19 protein-coding genes and 1 riboswitch are annotated in these 22,472 nt (G+C 63.3%); of the genes, 11 read left to right on the top strand and 8 right to left on the bottom strand.

What is annotated here, in order from left to right:
• Positions 1–17: 17 nt before the first annotated feature.
• The 4 genes from ACVDHE_RS09735 to iolE form a co-directional block, all read right to left on the bottom strand.
• Positions 18–221, bottom strand: coding sequence for a PF20097 family protein (locus ACVDHE_RS09735; RefSeq protein WP_213037892.1), 204 nt, complete (start codon positions 219–221; stop codon positions 18–20).
• A gap of 189 nt (positions 222–410) precedes the next feature.
• Positions 411–2,339, bottom strand: a complete 1,929-nt coding sequence (gene iolD / locus ACVDHE_RS09730) for a 3D-(3,5/4)-trihydroxycyclohexane-1,2-dione acylhydrolase (decyclizing) (protein ID WP_213037891.1) — start codon at positions 2,337–2,339, stop codon at positions 411–413.
• A gap of 17 nt (positions 2,340–2,356) precedes the next feature.
• Entirely contained in the window at positions 2,357–3,160 is an 804-nt protein-coding gene (locus ACVDHE_RS09725) for a 5-deoxy-glucuronate isomerase (protein ID WP_458884444.1), read from the bottom strand.
• A 53-nt stretch (positions 3,161–3,213) separates the two neighbouring features.
• Entirely contained in the window at positions 3,214–4,116 is a 903-nt protein-coding gene (iolE, locus tag ACVDHE_RS09720; protein WP_213037889.1) for a myo-inosose-2 dehydratase, read from the bottom strand.
• Between the two features lie 567 nt (positions 4,117–4,683).
• Here iolE and ACVDHE_RS09715 point away from each other — a divergent pair.
• The 6 genes from ACVDHE_RS09715 to ACVDHE_RS09690 all read left to right on the top strand — a co-directional run bounded on the left by ACVDHE_RS09715 (position 4,684) and on the right by ACVDHE_RS09690 (position 12,262).
• Complete coding sequence (locus ACVDHE_RS09715) at positions 4,684–5,691, top strand: sugar ABC transporter substrate-binding protein (RefSeq protein WP_458884443.1); 1,008 nt, start codon at positions 4,684–4,686, stop codon at positions 5,689–5,691.
• Positions 5,692–5,906: 215 nt separating this feature from the next.
• Positions 5,907–7,340, top strand: a complete 1,434-nt coding sequence (locus ACVDHE_RS09710; RefSeq protein ID WP_458884442.1) for a sugar ABC transporter ATP-binding protein — start codon at positions 5,907–5,909, stop codon at positions 7,338–7,340.
• 1 nt (position 7,341) lies between these two features.
• Positions 7,342–8,349, top strand: a complete 1,008-nt coding sequence (locus tag ACVDHE_RS09705; RefSeq protein WP_458884441.1) for an ABC transporter permease — start codon at positions 7,342–7,344, stop codon at positions 8,347–8,349.
• A gap of 190 nt (positions 8,350–8,539) precedes the next feature.
• Entirely contained in the window at positions 8,540–10,411 is a 1,872-nt protein-coding gene (locus ACVDHE_RS09700) for a CvpA family protein (protein ID WP_458884440.1), read from the top strand.
• A 21-nt stretch (positions 10,412–10,432) separates the two neighbouring features.
• Positions 10,433–10,990 carry a hypothetical protein gene (locus tag ACVDHE_RS09695; RefSeq protein ID WP_458886171.1) on the top strand — a complete coding sequence of 186 codons (558 nt, stop codon included), beginning with the start codon at positions 10,433–10,435 and terminating at the stop codon, positions 10,988–10,990.
• A gap of 135 nt (positions 10,991–11,125) precedes the next feature.
• Positions 11,126–12,262: a pyridoxal phosphate-dependent aminotransferase gene (locus ACVDHE_RS09690; RefSeq protein ID WP_213037885.1), complete on the top strand. Its 1,137-nt coding sequence runs from the start codon at positions 11,126–11,128 to the stop codon at positions 12,260–12,262.
• 40 nt (positions 12,263–12,302) lie between these two features.
• On the opposite strand, the gene ACVDHE_RS09685 is transcribed toward ACVDHE_RS09690, so the two are convergent.
• The 3 genes from ACVDHE_RS09685 to ACVDHE_RS09675 form a co-directional block, all read right to left on the bottom strand.
• Positions 12,303–12,545, bottom strand: coding sequence for a helix-turn-helix domain-containing protein (locus ACVDHE_RS09685; RefSeq protein WP_213037884.1), 243 nt, complete (start codon positions 12,543–12,545; stop codon positions 12,303–12,305).
• A gap of 940 nt (positions 12,546–13,485) precedes the next feature.
• Entirely contained in the window at positions 13,486–13,806 is a 321-nt protein-coding gene (locus tag ACVDHE_RS09680; protein ID WP_325226884.1) for a putative heavy metal-binding protein, read from the bottom strand.
• A 28-nt stretch (positions 13,807–13,834) separates the two neighbouring features.
• Entirely contained in the window at positions 13,835–14,935 is a 1,101-nt protein-coding gene (locus ACVDHE_RS09675) for a M20 metallopeptidase family protein (protein WP_458884439.1), read from the bottom strand.
• Between the two features lie 176 nt (positions 14,936–15,111).
• Positions 15,112–15,279, top strand: a riboswitch (Lysine riboswitch).
• Between the two features lie 129 nt (positions 15,280–15,408).
• Here ACVDHE_RS09675 and dapA point away from each other — a divergent pair.
• The 5 genes from dapA (at position 15,409) to ACVDHE_RS09650 (ending at position 19,928) form a co-directional block, all read left to right on the top strand.
• Positions 15,409–16,296, top strand: a complete 888-nt coding sequence (gene dapA / locus ACVDHE_RS09670) for a 4-hydroxy-tetrahydrodipicolinate synthase (RefSeq protein WP_458884438.1) — start codon at positions 15,409–15,411, stop codon at positions 16,294–16,296.
• Entirely contained in the window at positions 16,293–17,012 is a 720-nt protein-coding gene (dapB, locus tag ACVDHE_RS09665; RefSeq protein ID WP_418724932.1) for a 4-hydroxy-tetrahydrodipicolinate reductase, read from the top strand. Before dapA ends, dapB begins: the two co-directional genes overlap by 4 nt.
• A 2-nt stretch (positions 17,013–17,014) precedes the next feature.
• Complete coding sequence (gene dapD / locus ACVDHE_RS09660; RefSeq protein WP_458884436.1) at positions 17,015–17,725, top strand: 2,3,4,5-tetrahydropyridine-2,6-dicarboxylate N-acetyltransferase; 711 nt, start codon at positions 17,015–17,017, stop codon at positions 17,723–17,725.
• 166 nt (positions 17,726–17,891) lie between these two features.
• Entirely contained in the window at positions 17,892–18,842 is a 951-nt protein-coding gene (locus ACVDHE_RS09655) for a ComEC/Rec2 family competence protein (protein WP_458884435.1), read from the top strand.
• Between the two features lie 66 nt (positions 18,843–18,908).
• A complete protein-coding gene (locus tag ACVDHE_RS09650; protein WP_458884434.1) occupies positions 18,909–19,928 on the top strand; it encodes a Gfo/Idh/MocA family oxidoreductase in 1,020 nt (339 codons plus the stop codon).
• Positions 19,929–20,002: 74 nt separating this feature from the next.
• On the opposite strand, the gene ACVDHE_RS09645 is transcribed toward ACVDHE_RS09650, so the two are convergent.
• On the bottom strand, positions 20,003–22,456 hold the full coding sequence (locus ACVDHE_RS09645) for an ATP-dependent Clp protease ATP-binding subunit (RefSeq protein ID WP_458884433.1): 2,454 nt from the start codon (positions 22,454–22,456) through the stop codon (positions 20,003–20,005).
• Between the last annotated feature and the right edge of the window lie 16 nt (positions 22,457–22,472).

Here is a 22,472-nt window from a genome sequence, read left to right as displayed (position 1 = left end):
GTAGTATGGTAGGATTTTTAGTAAGCAACGATAATCTTCCTGCACACGGTGCAGCGGAGGGCGGGAGCGGAGAAGCCATGAATCCAGTCGTGTTCTCCAATAATATCAGGGTTCAACAAAGTGGAGAACGCCTTTGGCTTCTCCGTCCAGAAGACGGCTCCGCCACCTGTGCTCTGGAGAAAGCCTGCTTCCATTTCTTGACCGCAGAAAGGGCATTCCATAATGAACCTCCCAAATTTCACCCCGGCCCCCCTTACGCCCGCTTGTTCCAGACAGGCAGCGCCTGCCGGAACTCCGCTGGCCGCAGCCCCTCGCTATGCGGGGAAGGGACATATTGGCCTCGCTATGCTGCCGGTGGTGGTAACGGTGAGTCCATATCCAGACGATGGAATCCCCCCTGGAGGCATTTTTTAATATTTGCGCGCGTCCTTCACGTGAGCCAGGTGGCTCTTGTAGGCCTCCAGGTTCTCCTTGCGCTCGGAGACCTCGGTGTCGCCCACGCGCCACCAGGAGCCGTAGCCATCGGTCATGGTCTTGGGCAGGACCTTGATGTCGAACAGCACGGGGCGGTTCTTCACCTTCTTGGCGTCCTCAAAGGCAGCCACCAGCTCCTCCATGGTGCGAACGTGGTAGGCCTTGCAGCCGTAGGCCTCGGCCACCTTGGCGTAGTCGATGTCCATAAAGTCGCCGAAGAGGCCGTCGCGGTTGCGGTAGCGCAGCTCGGTGCACAGCGTCACGTTGCCGTGGCCCACCTGGAGGTTGTTGATGCAGCCGAAGCTGGCGTTGTCGAACAGGCAGATGTTGATCTTCTTGTGCTCCTGGCAGGCGGTGACCAGCTCGCCATGGAGCATGTTGAAGCTGCCGTCGCCGCAGAAGGCATAGACCTCCCGCTTGTCGCCGATGGCCAGCTTCACGCCCAGGGCGCCGGCCACCTCATAGCCCATGGTGGAGTAGCCGTACTCCATGTTGTAGGTATCCACGGCACGGGGGCGCCACATGCGCTGCATATCGCCGGGCAGAGAGCCGGCGGCGCCGATGGCCACATCCTCGTCGGCCATCATGGCGTTGATGGCACCCAGAACGGTGGTCTGGCACAGGCCCGCCTTCAGATCGGCGGCAAAGCGCTTGGCGGAGTCGGCGTTGGCGTCGTTGATGATGGGCTTCCAGGACTTCTTGTCCTCGAAGGTGATGCCGTCCAGACGCTCCAGCTCCTTGAGCCACTTGTCCTTGGCGGCCTGGATCTCGGTGGTGTAGCCGCTCTTGTAGCCCTCCAGCAGCTTCTCAAGGCGCGGCAGGGCGTCCTTGGCGTCAGCCACCACGGGGATGGCGTCCAGCTTCAGGGCCTGGAACTCGGAGACATTGATGTTGACGAACTTGCAGGTGTCCTTGAACAGCCACTTGGAGGAGGTGGTGAAGTCGGTGTAGCGGGTGCCCACGCCGATGACCAGGTCCGCCTTCTTGGCGATGTCGTTGGCGGCGGAGCAGCCGGTGACGCCCAGGCCGCCCAGGTTCAGGGGATGGGTCCAGACGACGGCGCTCTTGCCGGCCTGGGTCTCGCCGAAGGGGATGTTCAACGCCTCAGCGAAGTGCTTGAACTCCTCGTGGGCCTCGGAGTAGCGGACACCGCCGCCGCACACCAGCATGGGGTGCTTGGCCTTGCGGATGGCCTCCGCCGCGTCGGCGAGAGCCGCCTCGGTGGCAGGGCGGCGCTCCAGGCGCCACACGCGCTTGGCGAAGAAGCTCACGGGGTAGTCATAGGCCTCGCCCTCCACGTCCTGGGGCATGGCCAGGCACACGGCGCCGGTGTTGGCCGGGTCGGTCAGAGTCCGGAAGGCGGAGATGCAGGCGCTCATCAGCTGCTCGGGACGGACGATGCGGTCCCAGTAGCGGCACACGGCCTTGAAGGCGTCGTTGGTGGAGATGGAGAGGTTGTGGGTCTGCTCCACCTGCTGCAGCACGGGGTCGGGCTGGCGGCAGGCGTACACGTCGCCGGGCAGAACCAGCACGGGGATGTTGTTGGCGGTGGCGGTGCCGCAGGCGGTGACCATGTTGGCGGCGCCGGGGCCCACGGAGGAGGTGACCGCGAAGATCTGCTTGCGCTTCATCTGCTTGGCAAAGGCCACGGCCGCCTGGGCCATGCCCTGCTCGTTCTTGCCCTGGTAGACCTCCAGGTGCTTGGCCTCCTGGCTCAGCGCCTGGCCAAGGCCCACCACGTTGCCGTGGCCGGGGATGATGAACATGCCGCGGACAAAGCGGGTCTGGACGCCGTCCACCTCGATGAACTGGTTCTCCAGAAAGCGGACCAGGGCCTGGGCCATGGTCAAACGAACGGTTTTCATATGACGGTTACCTCCTGTCAGTGATTGGGATAGATGTGGTCGTTGGCGTCGGCCTTCCACAGCCAGGCGTGCTCGGGATCGTCAATGCGGGTCTTGTCCCAGGGATCGCCGTCCAGATGCCGGATGCCCCAGGCATAGCACATGGCGTAGCCCGGCGCGGCGGTCTGGGAGTGGAAGCCGTGGTTGATGACGGCGCAGCCATTGTGGCCGGTCTTGAAGATCTCACCGTTGGCAAAGCCCGCGCCGAAGCCGTCGGGATAGTCGAAGCGGTAGAAGTAGACCTCCGGCTGGGGATGATGGTGGGGCGGATAGGAGGACCACTTGCCGGGCAGGTTCAGCACCTCGCCCAGGACCATGTTGGAGAAGGGGGCGTTGTCCAGATCGAAGAAGGTCTTGATCTCCCGGGACATGCAGCCCATCAGCTCGCCGGCGAAGCCCTTGTGCTCCACCTGGACCTTGTCGGGGCTGTACATGACGGCCTCGTAGTCCTTTTCATTGATGGTTTTCTGAATATACAGCTCACTGTGCCCCTGAGCCGTCAGGACAATCTTGGTCTTGCGGGGGGCCAGCAGGCAGTAGGCGTCGTGATGGAAGCAGTCGGGGCGGTCGGCCTCCACGGTCTCGCCGTTCCACTGGAAGGTGACCTTGCCGGCAAACAGCAGCACGGCGCTCTCCTTCTCCGGCTCCTCGATGGTGTAGGTGTCGCCGGCCTCCATCAGCAGCAGGCCAATGTCCATCTGGGTGCCCATGTCGTCCACGGCGGAGTCGATATAGGCGTTGTAGCCGTTTTTCAGTTCTGCGTTCTTATTAAAATAGGTCATCGGAAACATCTCCTAATTAAATAGTCTGAACGCGTGCATGGGTACGCGGGACCTTACAGGCCGGTGTGCTCCCGGATGTACTTGCGGCCCTTCATGGCATACTCCAGGGGGTTGGCCTTGGCAGGATCCTGCTCGGCCTCCACCAGCAGCCAGCCGGTGTAGCCGGCGTCCGCCAGGACCTTGAACACGGGGTCGAAGTCCACGTCGCCGTCGCCGGGGACGGTGAAGGCGCCGTTGCGGACGGCCTGGAGGAAGGACCAGTTGTTCTTCTTCACTTCTTCCACCACCGGCAGGCGCATATCCTTCAGATGGACGTGGCCCACCCGGTCGGCGTACTTCTTCAGCATGGCCAGGGGATCCTCGCCGGCGAAGGTGAAGTGGCCGGTGTCATAGCACAGGAACACATACCGGGGATCGGTGTTGGCCATCATGCGGTCCGTCTCCTCGCTGGTCTGGACCACGGTGCCCATGTGATGGTGGAAGCACAGCTTGAAGCCACGGTCCGCGGCGATCTTGCCCAGCTTGTTCAGCCCGTCGCAGAAGCGGTCCCACTCGGCGTCGTCCATGACGTGCTTGTGGCCGCCGGTGAGGACGGGGGTGTCCATCTGGCCCTGGATGGAGTAGCTCTGCTCGCTGACGTTGATGCGGTTGGCGCCCACGGCGGCCAGGAAGTCCAGGTTGGCGATGAAGTCCTTTTCCTCCTCTTCAAAGGGACGGGTCAGAATAAAGGAGGAATACCAACGGCTGGCAATGCGCATGCCCCGCAGATCCAGGGCCTTTTTCAGCTCAACGGGGTCCTTGGGATACTTGTTGCCGATCTCGCAGCCGGTGAAGCCCGCCAGGGCCATCTCGCTGACGATCTGCTGGAAGGTGTTTTCCCCGCCCAGCTCCGGCATATCGTCGTTGCACCAGCCGATGGGCGCGATGCCCAGGAACACGCGATTGGGATCAAACATGAAGAACGTCCTCCTTAATAATTAATAGCACTCTACCACATCTCCCCGGCGGCAGCTGAAGCCTCCGCCTCAAAACATTAAAACGTTGCATCTGTGTTCGTTCACAGAACCACATACAACAAGTCTGGGAGCATGTTTTTACCTCTTTAACCTATCATCGTTTGGAAAAAAAATCAACGGTTTTTCCAGGTCTGTTTGGATTTTTTCCGATTTAGCCAAAGGGGCCCCTGCATTTTCTGCGGAAGTGACAACGCCCTTTACAGGCGGCAGCGGAGGGGGTGTTTTCCTCCCCGGGAACCGCCCGCGAAGGGCAATGTAAAATCCATGTAAAATCTCTCCCTCTTTTTTTGTCGGCGCCGAAAATTGTTTTCATATTATTCACAAACCAAACTGCATATTTTTTGGGAAAACAACGGTTTTTCTTCCATGTTATTGACGGCGGACAGTCTCCGTGCTACACTTTGTTTGCGTTTACCGGGACTTTTGTTAATCGATTTTACCGTTAACAGGTTCCGGAATTTTCAAGTCGGCGAAAGTCGAAACAAACGCGAAAAGGAGAAAAGAAGCATGAAAAAACTCTTTGCACTGTTCCTGGCTCTGATCATGGCTCTGTCCCTGGTGGCCTGCGGCGGCGGCGACACCGCTACCGAGGAGACCACTGATGACACCGCTGCTGAAGAGACCACTGACGACGCCGCCGCTGCCAGCGACGTGGAGATCGCCGTCGTCCTGAAGACCCTGTCCTCCGAGTACTGGAGCTATGTGAAGGCCGGCTGCGACGCTGCCGCCGCTGACCTGGGCGTCAAGGTGACCGTTGTCGGCCCCGGCGCTGAGAGCGAGATCGAGCAGCAGGTCGCTATGATCGAGCAGCAGATCGGCGCCGGCTGCGACGCCATCATCGTTGCCCCCAATGACGCCGGCGCCGCTTCCGGTGCTCTGGCCAGCTCCATCGGCGTGATCCCCGTTCTGTCCGTCGACACCAACGTTGGCATCGAGGGTCAGACCTCCTTCGTCGGCACCTCCAACGTGGACGCCGCCAAGCAGGGTGGCCTGTGGGCCGCTGAGCAGGCCGGCGAGGGCGCCAAGGCCGTCATCATCTACGGCCAGGAGGGCGACAACACCTCCAACATGCGCCGCGAGGGCTATGAGGCCGCCTGCGCTGAGGCCGGCATCGAGGTTCTGGAGGCTCTGTCCGGCCAGAACACCACTGACGGCGCCACCAAGACCATGGAGGACCTGCTCAACGCCTATCCCGATCAGATCGACATCGTCCTGTGCCACAACGACGACACCGCTATCGGCGCTATGAACGCCTGCAAGTCCGCCGGTGTTGAGGACATGATCATTGTCGGCTTCGACGGCAACCAGTCCGCCGTGGACCTGATCCTGGCCGGCGAGATGGTCAAGGCCACCGTCGCCCAGCAGCCCTATCAGATGGGCTATCAGGCTGTTGAGGCCGCTCTGAAGGCCATCAACGGCGAGACCGTGGACGAGGTCATCAACGCCCCCGTCGAGGTCGTCACCGCCGAGAACGGCCAGGAGTACCTGGACAGCCTGGCCGCCATGAAGGGCTAAGCCTTTCGGCAAATCAGTACATCTGAACAGAACTGTGGAATTTGGCGGCAGCGATGTCTGCCGCCAAATTCCCGTTCCGCGCAAACTCTTTTCTCCTCCCGCGGCGGCGGGAACCGAAGAAATCAGGAAAGGAACGAGGTAATCGCATGAGTGAGTATGTGGTCGAGCTAAAAAACATTACCAAACGTTTTCCTGGTGTCGTCGCATTGAAAAACATGTCCATTGGTATCCGGCCTGGAGAGATCCACGGCCTGATCGGTGAGAACGGCGCCGGCAAGTCCACCCTCATCAAGGTGCTCACCGGCGTCCATACGCCTGAGGAGGGCGAGATCTTCGTGGATGGCCAGAAAAAGGTCTTCCGCAATCCCGTCCAATCCCGCGAAGCCGGTATCGCCTGTGTCTACCAGGAGCTGAACATCGTCAAGCAGCTGTCTGTGACGGATAACGTTTTTATGGGACGCGCCATCAAGAAAAACGGCCTTCTGGACTATCCCAGGATGCACGCGGAGGCAGAGGCCGCCCTGAAGACGCTGGGCCATCCGGAAATCAATGTCAGAATGGAAAGCGGCAAGCTGGGCGTGGGCCAGCAGCAGATGGTGGAGATCGCCAAGGCTGTGTCCCTGGACGCCAGGCTGATCATCATGGACGAACCCACCTCCTCTCTGGGCAAGGAAGAGATCGCCCAGTTGGTGGAGACTGTCCGGGGCCTCAAGGCCAAGGGCGTGGCCATTTTGTTCGTCTCTCATAAACTGGAGGAGCTCTTCGAGCTGTGCGACCGTGTCACCGTCATGCGGGACGGCGAGCACATCGTCACCGAGGACATCGGCAACATGACCGAGGACTCCCTGATCAACGCCATGGTGGGCCGGACTCTGGACAACCTCTATCCCAAGGAGTTCGGCGTCAAGGGCGACGTGTGGCTGGAGGGCCGGAATCTCAACGAGGCCGGTGTGCTCCACGACGTCTCCTTCCAGGCCCACGCGGGCCAGATCACCGGCTTTGCCGGCCTGGTGGGCGCCGGGCGGACGGAGACCATGCGGGCCGTGTTCGGCGCCGATAAGCTGGACAGCGGCGAGGTCTACGTCAAGGGCGAGAAGGTACATATCCGCTCTCCCAAAGACGCCATCCAGAAAAAGATTGCGTTCCTCACCGAGGATCGCAAGGGCCAGGGCCTGGTGCTGTCCCTGGACGTGCGCACCAACCTGATCCTGGCCAACATGAAGGGCTTTTCCAACGGCCCCTTCCTGAACAAGAGCAAGATCGAGGCCTCCGGCCGGGAAAACGTGGAGGCTCTGAAGATCAAGACCCCGTCTCTGGACGAGGTGACGGCCCAGCTCTCCGGCGGCAACCAGCAGAAGGTGGTCATCGGCAAGTGGGTCAACACCGACGCGGACATCTTCATCTTCGACGAGCCCACCCGCGGCATCGACGTGGGTGCCAAAATCGAGGTTTACCGCGTCATGAACGACCTGGTCAAGGCCGGCAAATGCGTCATCATGGTCTCCTCCGAGCTTCCGGAGATCCTGGCCATGAGCGACCATGTGGTGGTCATGCGGGGCGGCCGCGTCATGGCCAACATCGACCGTGACACCCCGCACTTCAACTCTGAGGATATCATGAAAGCGGCCTGGGGAGGAGAGTTAGACTGATATGAAAAAGAATTCTGGGAAAGAGCTTCTGCAAAAGCTGGGCACTCTGCTGGCCCTGGTCATTCTGATCATCATCTTCTGTGCCCTGATGCCGGATAAGTTCCCGAAGCTCAGCAACATTATGAACATCCTGAAGCAGGCGTCCATCAACTGCCTGATCGCCGCCGGTATGCTGTGCGCCCTGATCACCGCCGGCATCGACCTGTCCGTGGGCTCCAACTGCGTGCTGTGCACCTGCACCATCGGCGTCATGGTCCAGAACTTCGGCATCACCAACCCCGTGGCTCTGATCGTGGTTGGCCTGGCCGTGAGCACCTTCGCCGGCTTCATGAACGGCACGCTGCTCACCCGCCTGGATCTGCCCCATCCCTTCGTTTCCACTCTGGGTATGAAGAACGTGCTGTGGGGCATTGCCCTGGTCATCACCGGCTCCAAGTCCATCGCCTTCACCAACACCGGCGTGGACGGCCTGATGTGGATTGGCAGCGGCTCCGTGCTCAAGTTCGGCAGCTTCCCCGGCATCCCCTTCAGCTTCATTCTGGTGCTGGTGGTGTTCGCTATCTTCCACGTGTTCCTGACCCGGTCTGCTCTGGGCCGTCAGATCTACTGCGTGGGCGGCAACCCCGAGGCTGCCCGGCTGTCCGGTATCCCCTCCAAGAACGTGCTGACCTTCGTGTATGCCCTCTCCGGCTTCACCGCGGGTCTCGCCGGTGTGGTGTCCGTGGGCCGTCTGGCCTCCGCCAACGGCAATGCCGGCTCCACCTATGATACCGACGCCATCGCGGCCTGCATCATCGGCGGCGCCTCCTTCACCGGCGGCAAGGGCACCATCTGGGGCACCCTGATCGGCGCTCTGCTGATGGCCGTTATCCGCAACGGCCTGAACCTGATGGGTGCTCAGACCAACGTGCAGTACATCGTCATCGGCGCCGTCATCATCCTGGCGGTCACCATCGACGTGTTCCGCAACAAGGCTGAGGCCAAGGCCCGGAAGATGGCTGCTCAGTAATCCCCTTCCGCACAGATGTTTCTATTGCAGCGGCCCCGCCTTTTGGCGGGGCCGCTTTTTCCATGCTTTTTACCGGACGGTATCTTTCTGCCGGAGGAATCAGGAATGGCCTGTGAGGGATACTTGATTTATTCACACTTTTCCTGTATCATGAATTTCAATTTTTAAAAGAAGAGAAAGGAGCGACTTCATGCCGATCCAATTCAATTTCGGCGGATTCGACTTCGGGAATTTTGGTGCGGGCGCCCAGAACAATCAGGGCGGCTTCACGCCCCCACCCAAAAAGCCCCGCAAATCCCGCAAGGCCGTGGGCAGCCCCGCCGGGCGCATCGCCATCAACCTGCTGGTCACGCTGGTATTCGCCCTGGGCTATTTCTATATCGAGCTGCCCGCTCTGAACTTCCACGCCGAGGAGCTGTATGTGTTCCTCTTCCTGGTCTGCGCGGTGTACTGCGTGTGCGCCGTGTTCACCTCCGGCTTTCAGGGAGACGGCGCCAAGGGCTATTTCCACTTTGTGAAAAAGCAGTGCACCATCCCCTTCTTCGCCGTGGCGGCACTGATCGCCGTGATCCTGGTGGGCGCTGCCAGCTCCTGGGTGGTGATCCGGGCCGGCAGCTACGCTGAGCTCCTCACGGTCGAGTCCGGCGATTTCGCCGCCGAGGTGGAGGAGATCTCCTATGACCAGATCCCCATGGTGGACAAGGACTCCGCCGAGCGTCTGGCTACCCGGAAACTGGGTGAGCTGGCGGACATGGTGTCCCAGTTTGAGGTCCAGGAGGGCTTCACCCAGATCAACTATCAGGGCCGGCCTGTGCGGGTGGCGACGTTGGAATACGCCGACCTTATCAAGTGGTTCACCAACCGCTCCGAGGGTCTGCCGGCCTACCTGATTGTGGACATGGTGACCCAGGACGTGGAGGTGGTGCGCCTGGAGGAGGGCATCCGCTACACCACCGCCGAGCACTTCGGCCGAAACCTCCAGCGGCACCTGCGGTTCCATTACCCCACCTATATGTTCGCCAACCCCGTCTTTGAAATCGACGAGGAGGGCACGCCCTTCTGGGTCTGCCCCCGGATGGTCAAAACCATCGGCCTCTTCGGCGGCACCGACATCCACGGCGCCGTGCTGGTCAACGCCGTCACCGGCGAGAGCCAGTACTATGAGGAGGTCCCCTCCTGGGTGGACCAGGTGTACGTGGCGGACCTCATTATGGAGCAGTACGACTACTACGGCATGTACGCCAACGGCTTTTTGAACTCCATCTTCGGCCAGCGGGACGTGAAGGTCACCACCGACGGCTATAACTATATCGCCATCGGAGACGACGTGTATATGTACACCGGCGTCACCTCCGTCACCACCGATCAGTCCAATATCGGCTTCCTGCTGAGCAACCAGCGGACCAAGGAGACCAAGTTCTACACGGTGGCCGGTGCCACGGAGTCCTCCGCCCAGGCCAGCGCCCAGAGCCAGGTCCAGCAGATGCGCTATATCGCCACCTTCCCCCTGCTGCTGAACGTGGCGGACCAGCCCACCTACTTCATGGCCCTCAAGGGCGAGGACGGCCTGGTGAAGATGTATGCCATGGTCAACGTCCAGCAGTACTCCATCGTCTCCACCGGCGCCACCGTGGCCGCCTGCGAGACCAGCTACCGCCAAGCCCTGGCGGACAACGGCATTATCAAACAGGAGGAGGCCGGGGTGGATCAGTCCGGTGACAGAGACCTGGGGCCCGCCCAGTTTGAGATCACGGATATCCGCACGGCGGTCATTGGCGGCAGCACCCAGTATTTCCTGGGCGCCGGTGAAAACGCGGAGCATGGCGCGGTCTACTACCAGATCAGCGCGGCGGACGATCCCAGGGTGGCCATGCTGCAGGTGGGAGACGGTGTGCTCATCAGCTTTGACCGGAACCAGACCCCGCAGGAGCTGACCGTTGGGAGCGGCGGAGACAAGGTGGTGCTGTACACCATTTTCCGTGCCGAGAGCCTGGGCGACTACTACGGCTCATCAGCCCCAACAGACACGTCCCCCGACCAGACGGCAGAGAACGCCGCCTGAGAACAGAAAGAAGGAATTTTTATCAGCGCACTTCAGGAATTTGTCTCCCTGCTGACCGGCACCTTTAATAACCGGGACCAGCTGGCGGCCTTCCAGGCCCAGGGCGTGGAGGGCTACCCCGCCGCACGCCACGTGAACACCGTCCTCAACGACCGCATCGACGGCCTGCCGGAGAACTTTGACGGCGTCTTTATGCTGGAGGAGAGCGACTACACCGTGAACGGCCGCACCAACCCCATGCCCCACCTGTTCCTCTTCACCCTGGAGCCGGGCGGCCGGGTGAAGCTGACCAGCTACGACATGCCCGCCCCCTACACCAAGGAGACCTTCCGGGCGGAGAGCCTGGGCCGTCTGAACTACGCCGACCTGACCCCCTCCGCCAAGTTCACCCCCGCCCTGTACGAGTACAGGGACGGCGGCTGGGAGGGCGGCAGCGAGAGCATGTTCACCCCCGTGCTGAAATTCAAGCTGTGGGAGCGGTTCACCCCCGAGGTTCTGGTGGTTTCCGAGTCCATGGAGATGAACGGCAAGCGGACCTTCGGCTATGACCAGCCCCTGGAATACCGCCGCTGCCGGTAATGCATCCGCCGAAAAGGCCGCCCTGACGGGCGGCCTTTTTCTGTTCCGCGGAAGAGAAAAATTGTTTTGAAGTCGTTGACATCCCTTTTTCCGGCGCATATACTGGAATTCATTAGAAAAAGGAGCGTGAAACCCATGGACCTGAGACTCAATGACGCGGTCATGAACGTGGAGCTGTCCGGCATCCGCCGGTTCACCTTTCTGGTGCGGGACACCCCCGGCGCCTGCGCCCTGACCATCGGGGAGCCGGATCTGAACACCCCGGACCCCATCAAGGAGGCCGCCAAGGCCGCCCTGGACGCCAACGACACCCACTATCCGCCCGGAAACGGCTTCCCCTACCTGCTGGAGGCCATCTCCAAGTTTGAGGCGGAGCGCCACGGCCTGCACTACGGCCCCGACGAGATCCTGGTGACCGTGGGCGCCACGGAGGCGCTGTCCGCCACCTTCAACACCCTCCTCAACCCCGGCGACGAGGTCATCATCCCCACCCCCGCCTTCGGCCTGTACGAGTCCATCACCCGCCTGTGCCGGGGCGTGCCGGTGTTCCTGCCCACGGAGGACAACGGCTTCCAGATCGACCCCGCAGCCCTGGCGGCGGCCCTGACCCCCCGGACCAAGGCCATCATCCTGACCTCCCCCAACAACCCCACCGGCTGCATGTACAGCAAGGAGACCCTGGACGCCATCCACGAGGTGCTCAAGGACCGGCCCGTGTTCGTGATCTGCGACGACGTGTACCGGACGCTGACCTATGTGGACGGCTACCACAGCTTTGCCGAGTACCAGGACATGCGGGACCGGATCGTGGTGGTCCAGAGCTTCTCCAAGCCCTATGCCATGACCGGCTGGCGCGTGGGCTACCTGCTGGCGGACAAGGCCGTGAAGAGCCGGCTGGAGGTGTTCCACCAGTACGCCGTCACCTCCGTCCCCGCCTTCATCCAGCCTGCCTGCGTCAAGGCCCTGGAGAGCGACACCGCCCCCATGGTGGAGATCTTCCGCAAGCGGCGGGATTACATCTACCGGCGCCTGACCGATATGGGCTTCGCCATCCAGGAGCCCCAGGGCGCCTTCTATGTGTTCGTGGACGTGCGCAAGTACGGTATGGACTCCATCACCTTCTGTGAGCGGATGCTCAGAGAGAGCCTGGTGGGCGCCATCCCCGGCATCTATTTCGGGACCGAGGGGTACATCCGGCTGTCCTACTGCTACTCCGACGCAGACCTGAAAGAGGGCCTGGACCGGATCGAGCGGTTCATCAAGAGCCTGTAAAAAAGAGAAGCGGCGCCGTGCGTTTGCACGGCGCCGCCTTTTATTCCCGATATTCCAGCAGGTCCTCCACCCGGCAGCCCAGGACGAAGCAGAACCGGGCCAGCACATCCGCGTCGATCTTCTCCACATCGTCCCGGAACCATTTGTCCACCACTTCAAACCGGGTGTTGGCGGCCTTGGCCAGCGCGTTGCGCTTCATCTGCCGCTGTTCCAGAACTTCCCGCAGGCGGACATGGACCCGGCCGTATTCCCGTATCGCCATGACAGACTGGTTCTTCTCCATATCCTCACCTCACACAGTCAACTTGTCCGGAGCGCAGCGGATCGCTGCTCTCATGAAATATAGTTACTATATTTGGAGTAATTTGTAAAGAGGCGTATGGATTTTTGCAAAGATCTGTATGGCAGACGACACGCACCGGTGAAAGCGCGCTCCGGGCGCTGGAGCGGCAGGATTTCGGAACGGCCCGGAGCATTTTGATCTCCGCACAGCAGGCGGCGGAGGAGCGGTACCTGGAACAGGAGGAGGCAGAAGCATCAGGCTTGTTCGAGGCACAAGCATTGCCGCCTGCGGGGAATCCGCCCCCATTTTCTTTTGTCTTGACAAAAGAAAACGGCCGCGGCCGGTCAAGAGAAAACCGCTTTGGACGAAAGGACGGCCCAAGGGCCGTCCTTTCGTGATGGCGGGGGCCGTGCGAATCGGTCCCCCGGCGGCGTCGGTCTGCCGTCCCTGCGCTATCCCCCTTCCGCGCACAACCTTGTCCCCGCATAACAACTGCGCCGCTCAACGGGGTGTATGTCGAATCGATCAGCTTCTCTTTCCGCTGCCGCTCACCAGGCGCTCATCGAAAGCCGGGGCAGCGGCAGCGGTAAGAGGAGCAGGCCAAATCGTTGATCACCCCCCATTCATCCGCTGCACGGTCTATGCGGCTCCAGGGTCTTTCGACCGCCGGGGTAAAGCGCAGGGACGGCGGGGCTATCGACACCCTCCGCACCGATTCGCGCGACCCCCGCATACACGAAGAGGCGGCCCTTTTAGGCCGCCTCTTCGTCCGGGCGTCTTTTCTTTTGGACCGTGCACGGCCCGTTTTCTTTTCGTCTTGCCGAAAAGAAAATGGGGGGTGCATTCCCCGGGAACCTCCCGGTCCCCGCCGCCCTGCCGCACCGGCAAAAAAGGGCCGCCCCCTGCGGGACGGCCCTGCGCGTATGGGAAGATCGCCGTCTCAGTTCAGAGACACCGCGGTACCGCTGACGGTGACCATCAGCATCCCGTTGTCCGCGCCCAGCACCTCGTAGTCCACGTCGATGCCAACCACAGCGTCGGCGCCCAGGATCTGCGCCCGCTGTTCCAGCTCCGCCAGCGCCTGGGTGCGGGCCTTCATCAGCTCGTCCTCATAGGTGTTGGAGCGCCCGCCGAAGAAGTTGGATAATCCCGCGGCAAAGTCCTTGAGGACATTGACGCCGGAGATCACCTCTCCGAACACGACGCCGTGGTACGCGGTGATGGTGCGGCCCTCCACGGAGGGGGTGGTGGTGAGAATCATGAAAGTTCCTCCTTTTGTCATCCGGTGGTCAATCCAGCATCAGCAGCTTCTGCAAAAACGCCACGCCCTGGGGCAGCACCGCCTCGTCGTCAAAGGCGAACTCCGGCGCGTGGAGCTGGGGCGTATCCCCCACGCCCAGCAGGAAGAACACACCGGGGGTGTACTGCTGGTAGAAGGAGAAATCCTCCGCCGCCAGCATCGGCGCCTCCAGAAGAAGGGGCGCGTCAGCCCCCAGCTTGGCGGAAACGTCGGCGTACAGCTCCTCGTGGTTCCACACCGCCGGATACCCCTCGCTGAGGTGGACGGTAACGGTACAGCCGGTCTCCGCCTCCAGTGCCTTGCCGATGTCCTGGAGCTGGCGGCGGCAGAAGCGGAAAGTCTCCTCCCGGTAGGTCCTCAGGCTCCCCTCCAGCACCGTGCGGCCGCTGATGGCGTTGCGGACCGTGCCGGAGACCATCTTGCCGAAGCGCAGCACCCGGGGCTCCGCCGGGGGCAGGGAGTCCATCATGGCGTATGCCCGCTGGAGATAGGCGATGCCCGCGGTCAGGGCATCCCGGCCCTCGCTGGCCCGGCTCATGTGGACGCTGCGGCCCTCCACGGTGACGGTGACCTCGTTGGACCGGGCCATGAGGGGACCGGGGCGGGAGGCGATCACGCCCTGCTCCAGTCCCGGCCACAGGTGCAGGCCGAAGATGTGCCGGACACGGTAGCGCTCCAGCACGCCGGCCTGGCAGAGCTTGCCGGCACCGCCGGTGGTCTCCTCCGAGGGCTGGAAGATCAGCAGCACGTTCCGGGGCAGCTCAGAGAGGTGGGCGGCCACATATTCCGCCAGGGCCAGCACCATGGCGGTGTGGCCGTCGTGGCCGCAGGCGTGCATGACGCCGGGGTGGGCCGAGGCATAGGGCAATCCCGTCCGCTCCGGCACCGGCAGGGCGTCCAGATCCGCCCGGAAGGCCACGCTCTCATGGCGTCCGGCGTCGAACCAGGCGCACACGCTGCCGGTGATAGGCGTAAACACCTTGCACCCCAGCGGCTCCAATACAGAGCGGACATATGCCGTCGTCTCCGGCAGCTGATTGTCCAGCTCCGGGATCCGGTGGAGCTGGCGGCGGTATTCGACCACGGACATGGGCAGGACCTCCTTGCAAGCGCGTATCATTCTTGCTATCAATATACCATTCCCCGCCCCGGGGAACAAGGGGCGGGGGCGAATTTGGCGCTTTCCACAAGAGAGGATCCGGAATCGCTGGGGAATTTTTGAATTTTTCTCTTGCAACCGCCGCCTGATGGTGTTATGATGTCTCAAAATGAGATAGAGGCGCGGATGCGACGATGTCATGGGAGCCGACGGGCAAGGATCATGGCAAAAGCAAGTCCGCCGAACTTTCCGCTCAGGTATGAACGGGAGGTGGGCCCGTGGGGAATACCTGCGGGACTGTCCGCGGGCGTCCCCGCGGGGGCGCTATCCGCTAACAGGTCACTCCGTGCATGGGCGCGGGAGCTGTCGGTAGGGGCGTGTCTCTACCGACTTTTTGTTTTTCTCCCTCAGGGGAGAGCTGGTCCCCGTGACCGAAAAAAAGAAAAGTATGGAGGGCACACAGTATGAAGTTCGAACATTTGCAGGGATCCATCGTCGCTATGGTCACCCCGTTCCACGAGGACGGCAGCGTCAATTTCGAGGTGCTGACCGAGCTGCTGGAGCGCCAGATCGCCGAAGGCACCGACGCCATTTTGACCCTGGGCACCACCGGCGAGTACTCCACCATGACCCATGAGGAGGACGCCGCCGTGGTGGCCCACACCATCAAGGTCGTGAACGGCCGGGTGCCGGTCATCGTTGGCAGCGGCTCCAACTGCACCGCCACCCAGGTGGAAAAGAGCATCGAGTACCAGAACATGGGCGCCGACGCCCTGCTGCTGATCGCGCCCTACTACAACAAGGCCAACCCCGAGGGCATGTACCGCCACTTCGCCGAGACGGCGGACGCGGTCCACATCCCCTGCATCCTCTACAACGTCCCCGGCCGCACCGGCTGCTCCATCCCCGTCTCCGTGGTGGAGAAGCTCAGCAAGCACCCCAACATCGCCGGCATCAAGGAGGCCAGCGGCGATATGTCCTACGCCATGAAGGTCGCCCACTGCATCGGGCCGGACTTCGCATTGTACTCCGGCAACGACGACATCACCGTGCCTCTCATGAGCATCGGCGGCAGCGGCGTCATCTCCGTCTACGCCAACGTCATGCCCCGGATGTGCCATGAGATCGTGGCGGACTACCTGGGCGGCAACCAGGCCCGGGCCGTTGAAAATCACCTGAAGTACTTAAAGCTCATGAACGACCTGTTCATGGAGGTGAACCCCATCCCCGTCAAGGCCGCCATGAACCTGATGGGCCTGAACGTGGGTCCCATGCGGCTGCCCCTGTGCGAGATGACCCCGGAGCACACCGAGGCCCTGCGCCGCACCCTGGAGGAGGCGGGACTGCTGTGAGATACATCCTCATCGGACGGGGCAAAATGGGCAAACTGATCCGGGAGACGGCCACCGCCGCCGGAGACGAGATCCAGGCCGCCTTCGGCCACGACGATCTGGACCAGCTGGGACAGCTGGGGAAGGCGGCCGACGTGGTCATCGACTTCTCCCGGCCGGAGGCCCTGCCGGAGATCGCCGCCTACGTCCGCCGGACCGGCACGCCCCTGCTCTCCGGCACCACCGGCTACTCCCCCCGGGACCTGGAGCTGCTCCGGTCCCTGGGCACCGCGGCCCCCGTCCTCTGGAGCGCCAACTTCTCCCTGGGCGTGGCGGTGCTGTACCGGGCCTTGCAGACCGTCTCCGGCGTGCTGAAGCCGGACTTTGACATCGAGATCACTGAGACCCACCACAACCAGAAGGCCGACGCCCCCAGCGGCACAGCAAAGCTGCTGGTGGAGGCCCTGGACCCCCAGCACGCCCTGCGGCCGGTGTACGGCCGGGAGGGCAATTGCGGCAAGCGGTCCCGGGAGGAGATCGGCATTCACGCCCTGCGGGGCGGCACCGTGGCCGGGACCCACACGGTCCACTTCTTCGGCCCCGACGAGGAGCTGGAGTTCACCCACCGGGCCGCCAGCCGCCAGATCTTTGCGGGCGGCGCGCTGCACATGGCCCGGCTGCTGCCGGGAAAGCCCTGCGGGGTCTATGACCTGCAAAAAATCTTGTTTGGAGAGTGACTATGAACGCCCAGGAGATCATTGATTACATTGCAAATTCCGAGAAAAAGACCCCGGTGAAGGTCTATGTCAACACCACCGGCCCCGTGGACTTCGGCACCGCCAAGGTCTTCGGCGGCGCCAACGCCCAGGGGGTTGGCAGCTACGTGGTGTTCGGCGACTGGAAGGACCTGGCCCCCATCCTGGAGGCCAACGCCGCCAAGATCACCGACACCGTAGTGGAGAACGACCGCCGCAACTCCGGCGTGCCCCTGCTGGACATGAAGGGCATCCCCGCCCGGATCGAGCCCGGCGCCATCATCCGGGAGAAGGTGGAGATCGGCGAGGGCGCCGTCATCATGATGGGCGCCGTCATCAACATCGGTGCCGTCATCGGCAAGGGCACCATGATCGACATGGGCACCATCCTGGGCGGCCGGGCCATGGTGGGCGACCGGTGCCACATCGGCGCGGGCACCGTGCTGGCCGGCGTGGTGGAGCCCGCCTCTGCCACCCCCGTGGTCATTGAGGACGACGTGGTCATCGGCGCCAACGCCGTGGTCATCGAGGGCGTCCGGGTGGGCCGGGGCGCTGTGGTGGCCGCCGGCGCCGTGGTCATTGAGGACGTGCCCGCCGGCGCCGTGGTGGCCGGCAGCCCCGCCCGGATCGTGAAGATGAAGGACGAAAAGACTGAGGGCAAGACCGCCCTGGTGGATGCTCTGCGCAAGCTGTGAGAATTGACAAACCGCCCTGCTGAACAGCAGGGCGGTTTTTTGCAGTTTGACAAAATTCGCAGGGTTTTTTTGGCAGAAAGCGTTTGCGGTTTTGATTGCCTCCGCCGGGAAAGTATGCTATCCTTAATACCAACCATTCAACTGAACAAGCGAAGGGGGCCTGGGGATGCTGGCATTGGACTTCATCAACGTAGGCAACGGCGACTCCATTCTGATCCGGGAGCTGGACGCAGGACGGCAGACATTCGCCATGCTGGTGGACTGCGGCCATGACAACCTGGTGCGGGACGACCACCCGCCGCTGGAGGACGACCGCTCCCGCCGCATCTACGCCGGAGACTTCCTGCGCAAAAACGGCGTGACCCGGCTGGATCTGCTGCTGGTGACCCACTTCCACCGGGACCACATCGGCGGCCTGGGCCGGGTGCTGGACGCAGTGGAGGTGGACGAGCTGGTATGCACCTACCTGCCTCCGCTGGATGCGCCGCCCCTGGAGCCGGACCGGGATATGACCATGCCCCGGGCCGCCCGGAACCTGATGCGCTGTGTGGAGATCTACGCCTCCGCCCTGCGGACCCACCCGGGGCGGATCAAGCGCGTGACGGTGCTGCCCGGCGACCGGACGGAGCGCCGCCAGCTGACGGAGGCACTGTCCATGGACATCCTCTGCGGCGAGCCGGCCCTGTATCCCCGCCAGAAGGTGGTCTACGACGCCGCTTTCCAGCGCCGGGAGAACGCCTATGACCTGATCCACTGGGGCAAGTCCATGAACGTGTCCAGCCTGCGCCAGCGGCTGTACTACCACGGGAAGGAGATCGTCCTGGGCGGCGACGCCTACGCCCACGTCTGGGAGACCGCCAGCTCCACCCCCTGCGACATCCTGAAGGTCCCCCACCACGCCTCGCTGTCCTCCACCACCCGGAAGCTGCTGCATATGCTGCGGCCCCAGACGGCGGTGGTCTGCGTGGCCGCCGGCCGCCCCGACGAGCGGCCCCACCCCTACATCGTCTCCCTGCTGAAAGAAGAGGTTCCGGAGGTGTACTTCACCGACGCCGTGGACATCCCCGGCCTGGTGGAGCCCGCCTACCACGAGTCCGTCCATCTGGAAGTAGAGTAAACCTGATCAGGCCGCCCCGCCGGGCGGCCTTTTTCCAAAACTGAGAAAAAACGGGAGGAATACACCATGGATACCCTGCGCATCGGCATCGTGGGCCTGGGCCGCCTGGGCCGGGTCCACGCGGAGAACATCGCCTGCAAGATCCCCGGCGCCCGGCTGACCGCCGCCTGCACCACCCGGCCGGAGACGGTGGAATTTGCCCGGCAGCTGGGAGTCACGGCCCTGTACACGGACTTCGACCAGATGCTGTCAGAGGCGGAGATGGACGCCGTGGCGGTGATCTCCACCTCCTCGGAGCACTGCCGGCAGATTGCCGCCGCCCTGGACGCCGGCAAGCACGTCTTTTCCGAAAAGCCCCTGGGCGTGGACCTGGAGCAGTGTCTTCAGGCCCAGGCAGCGGTGGAGCGGCACCCGGAGCTGACCTTCATGCTGGGCTTCATGCGGCGCTACGACCCCTCTTACGCTTACGCCAAGCAGCAGGTGGATGCAGGCGTCATCGGCACGCCCTATCTGGTCAAGGCCACTGGCCTGGACCCGGAGGCGGTGGTGGAGGACGCCATCCGCTTCTGCAAGAACTCCGGCGGCATCTTCCTGGACGCCGGCATCCACGACATCGACCTGATGCGCTGGTTCCTGGGCAGCGAGGCGGAGGAGGTCTACGCCCTGGGCGCCACCTTCAAGCACCCGGAGTTCCGGCAGGCCGGGGACGACGAGACTGGTCTCGCGGTATTCCGCTTTGCAAACGGCGCCATGGGCACCATCCACGTGGGCCGCACCTGCCCCTACGGCTATCATGTGGAGACGGAGATCGTGGGCACTGAGGGCACGCTGCGGATCTCCGCCGTGCCGGAGAAGAACCTGGCCCGGGTCTACAGTCCCGGCGGCGTCCGGGCCGAGTGTGTGGCCTCCTTCCCGGAGCGATTCCGGGAGGCGTACCTGCTGGAGATGCAGGAGTTCGTGGACTGCGTCCGCACGGGCCGGAGGCCCGGCACCACCGTCTATGACGGCGTCCGCTCCACCGCCGTGGGCTACGCCACCACCGAGGCCTGGCGCACCGGCCGCCCGGTGAAGATCCATCTGCCGTGACAGAAAAAAGACCGCCGGAGGGCAAAGCCCTCCGGCGGTCTTTCGCGTGCGCGCCCGTCAGGCGCGGCGGGATATCACTTGGTCACCAGCAGCTTGTCGTCCTCCACGGTGAGGCGGGCGGTGTCGCCGCTGTGGAGCGTGCCGTCCAGCATCTTCTCGGCCACGGCGTCCTCCACCTTGCTCTGGATGGCCCGGCGCAGGGGTCTGGCGCCGTACTTGGGGTCGAAGCCCTCCTTGGCCAGCTCCGCCACGGCCTCGTCGCTGGCGTCCAGATGGATGCCCATGGCCTCCATCCGGGCGGAGACGGTCCGCAGCATCCGGCGGGCCACCTCTTCGATGTCCGCCTGGGTCAGGGGGCGGAAGACGATAATGTCGTCGATCCGGTTCAAAAACTCCGGACGGAAGGTCTGGCGCAGCTCCGCCAGGACGGCCTCCCGGGCCTGCTGGAACTTCTTCTCGGCGTCGGGGTCGGTGCCGTGCTCCTCGGCGGAGAAGCCCAGCTTCCCGCCGGCGGCGGTCAGGGTCTTGGCGCCGATGTTGCTGGTCATGACGATGACCGTGTTCTTGAAGTCCACGGTGCGGCCCTGGGAGTCGGTGATGCGGCCGTCGTCCAGGATCTGCAGCAGGATGTTCCACACGTCCTCATGGGCCTTCTCGATCTCGTCGAACAGCACCACGGAGTAGGGCTTGCGGCGGACCTTCTCGGTCAGCTGGCCGCCCTCCTCGTGGCCCACATAGCCCGGGGGAGAGCCGATCAGGCGGGACACCGTGTGCCGCTCCATGTACTCGGACATATCAATGCGGATCATGGCGTTCTCGTCGCCGAACATGGCCTCGGCCAAAGACTTGCACAGCTCCGTCTTGCCCACGCCTGTGGGACCCAGGAACAGGAAGGAGCCGATGGGTCGCTTGGGGTCCTTGAGGCCCACACGGCCGCGGCGGATGGCCCGGGCCACCGCCTTGACGGCCTCGTCCTGGCCCACTACCCGCTCGTGGAGGGTCTCCTCCATGTGCAGCAGCCGCTGCCCCTCGTCCTCGGTGAGGCGGGTGACGGGGATGCCGGTCCAGCCGGCCACCACGGCGGCGATGTCATCGGCGGTGACGGGGCGGTGCTGGGCATTGTTTTTGCGGCGCTTGTCCCGCTCGATCTCCACCTGCTCGCGGTAATCCTTCTCGATGTCCCGCAGCTGGGCGGCCTTCTCATAGTCCTGGGCGGCGATAGCGGCATCCTTGTCCTTGACCAGGGCGGCGATCTTCTCCTCCAGGCTCTTGAGCTCGGGAGAGATCTCCTCCGTCTCCATCCGCACCCGGCTGGCGGCCTCGTCCATCAGGTCGATGGCCTTGTCGGGCAGGAAGCGGTCGTTGATATACCGGGCGGACAGGGATACGGCGGCCTCCAGGGCCTCGTCGGTGATCTGGAGCTTGTGGTGCTTCTCATAGCGCTCCCGCAGGCCCTTGAGGATCTCCAGACTGGCCTCCTGGCTGGGCTCGCCCACCTGGACCGGCTGGAACCGGCGCTCCAGGGCGGCGTCCTTTTCGATATACTGGCGGTACTCATTGAGCGTGGTGGCGCCGACCACCTGGATCTCGCCCCGGCCCAGGGCCGGCTTGATGATGTTGGCGGCGTCCACAGCGCCCTCGGCGCTGCCGGCGCCCACGATGGTGTGGAGCTCGTCGATGAAAAGGATCACGTTGCCGGACTTCTTGACCTCCTCCAGCACCTTCTTGATCCGCTCTTCAAACTCGCCCCGGTACTTGGTGCCGGCCACCATGCCGCTCAGGTCCAGAGACAGCAGGCGCTTATCCAGCAGGTCGTCAGGCACGTCGCCCAGGACGATCTTCCGGGCCAGACCCTCGGCGATAGCGGTCTTGCCCACGCCGGGCTCGCCGATCAGGCAGGGGTTGTTCTTGGTCCGGCGGGAGAGGATCTGGATGACCCGCTGGATCTCATCGTCACGGCCGATGACCGGGTCCAGCTTGCCGGAGCGGGCGTCCGCGGTCAGGTCCCGGGTGAACTCCCGCAGGGTCTTGGTCTTGGCGGCGTCCTCCTTGGCCGGAGCGCTCTTGGCCTCGGCGGCCCGGCCCCGGGGGGTCTCACCCAGTTTTTGCATCAGGGCAGAGTACAGGTGCCGGGCGTCCACGCCGGCGGTGCGCAGGATACGGACGGCCATGTTGTTGCCCTCCCGCAGGATGCCGGCCAGCAGGTGCTCGGTGCCCACGTAGTTGTAGCCGCCCCGCACGGAGTCCTCCATAGCGATCTCCACCACCCGCTTGGCCCGGGGGGTCAGGCCCTGGGCCGGGTTGCCGCCGGGCAGCCCCGCGCCCACGCTCTTTTTCAGGATCTCCACGATCATCTCGTCGGTGAGGCCCGCCTCGGTCAGGACGGTGTGGGCCATGCCCTCGCCCTCCCGGATCAGGCCCAGCAGCAGGTGCTCGGTGCCCACGTACCCGTGGCCCAGATCCCCAGCCGCCTCCTGGGAAAGCCGCAGAGCCTCCTCGGCCCTGGGCGTGAATTTGTTCTCATTCATATGTCTTTACCTTCCT

This window comes from Dysosmobacter sp. Phy, from assembly GCF_054476235.1.
Note: the sequence above shows the minus strand (reverse complement) of the source record. Positions and strands in the feature narration are given on the sequence as shown.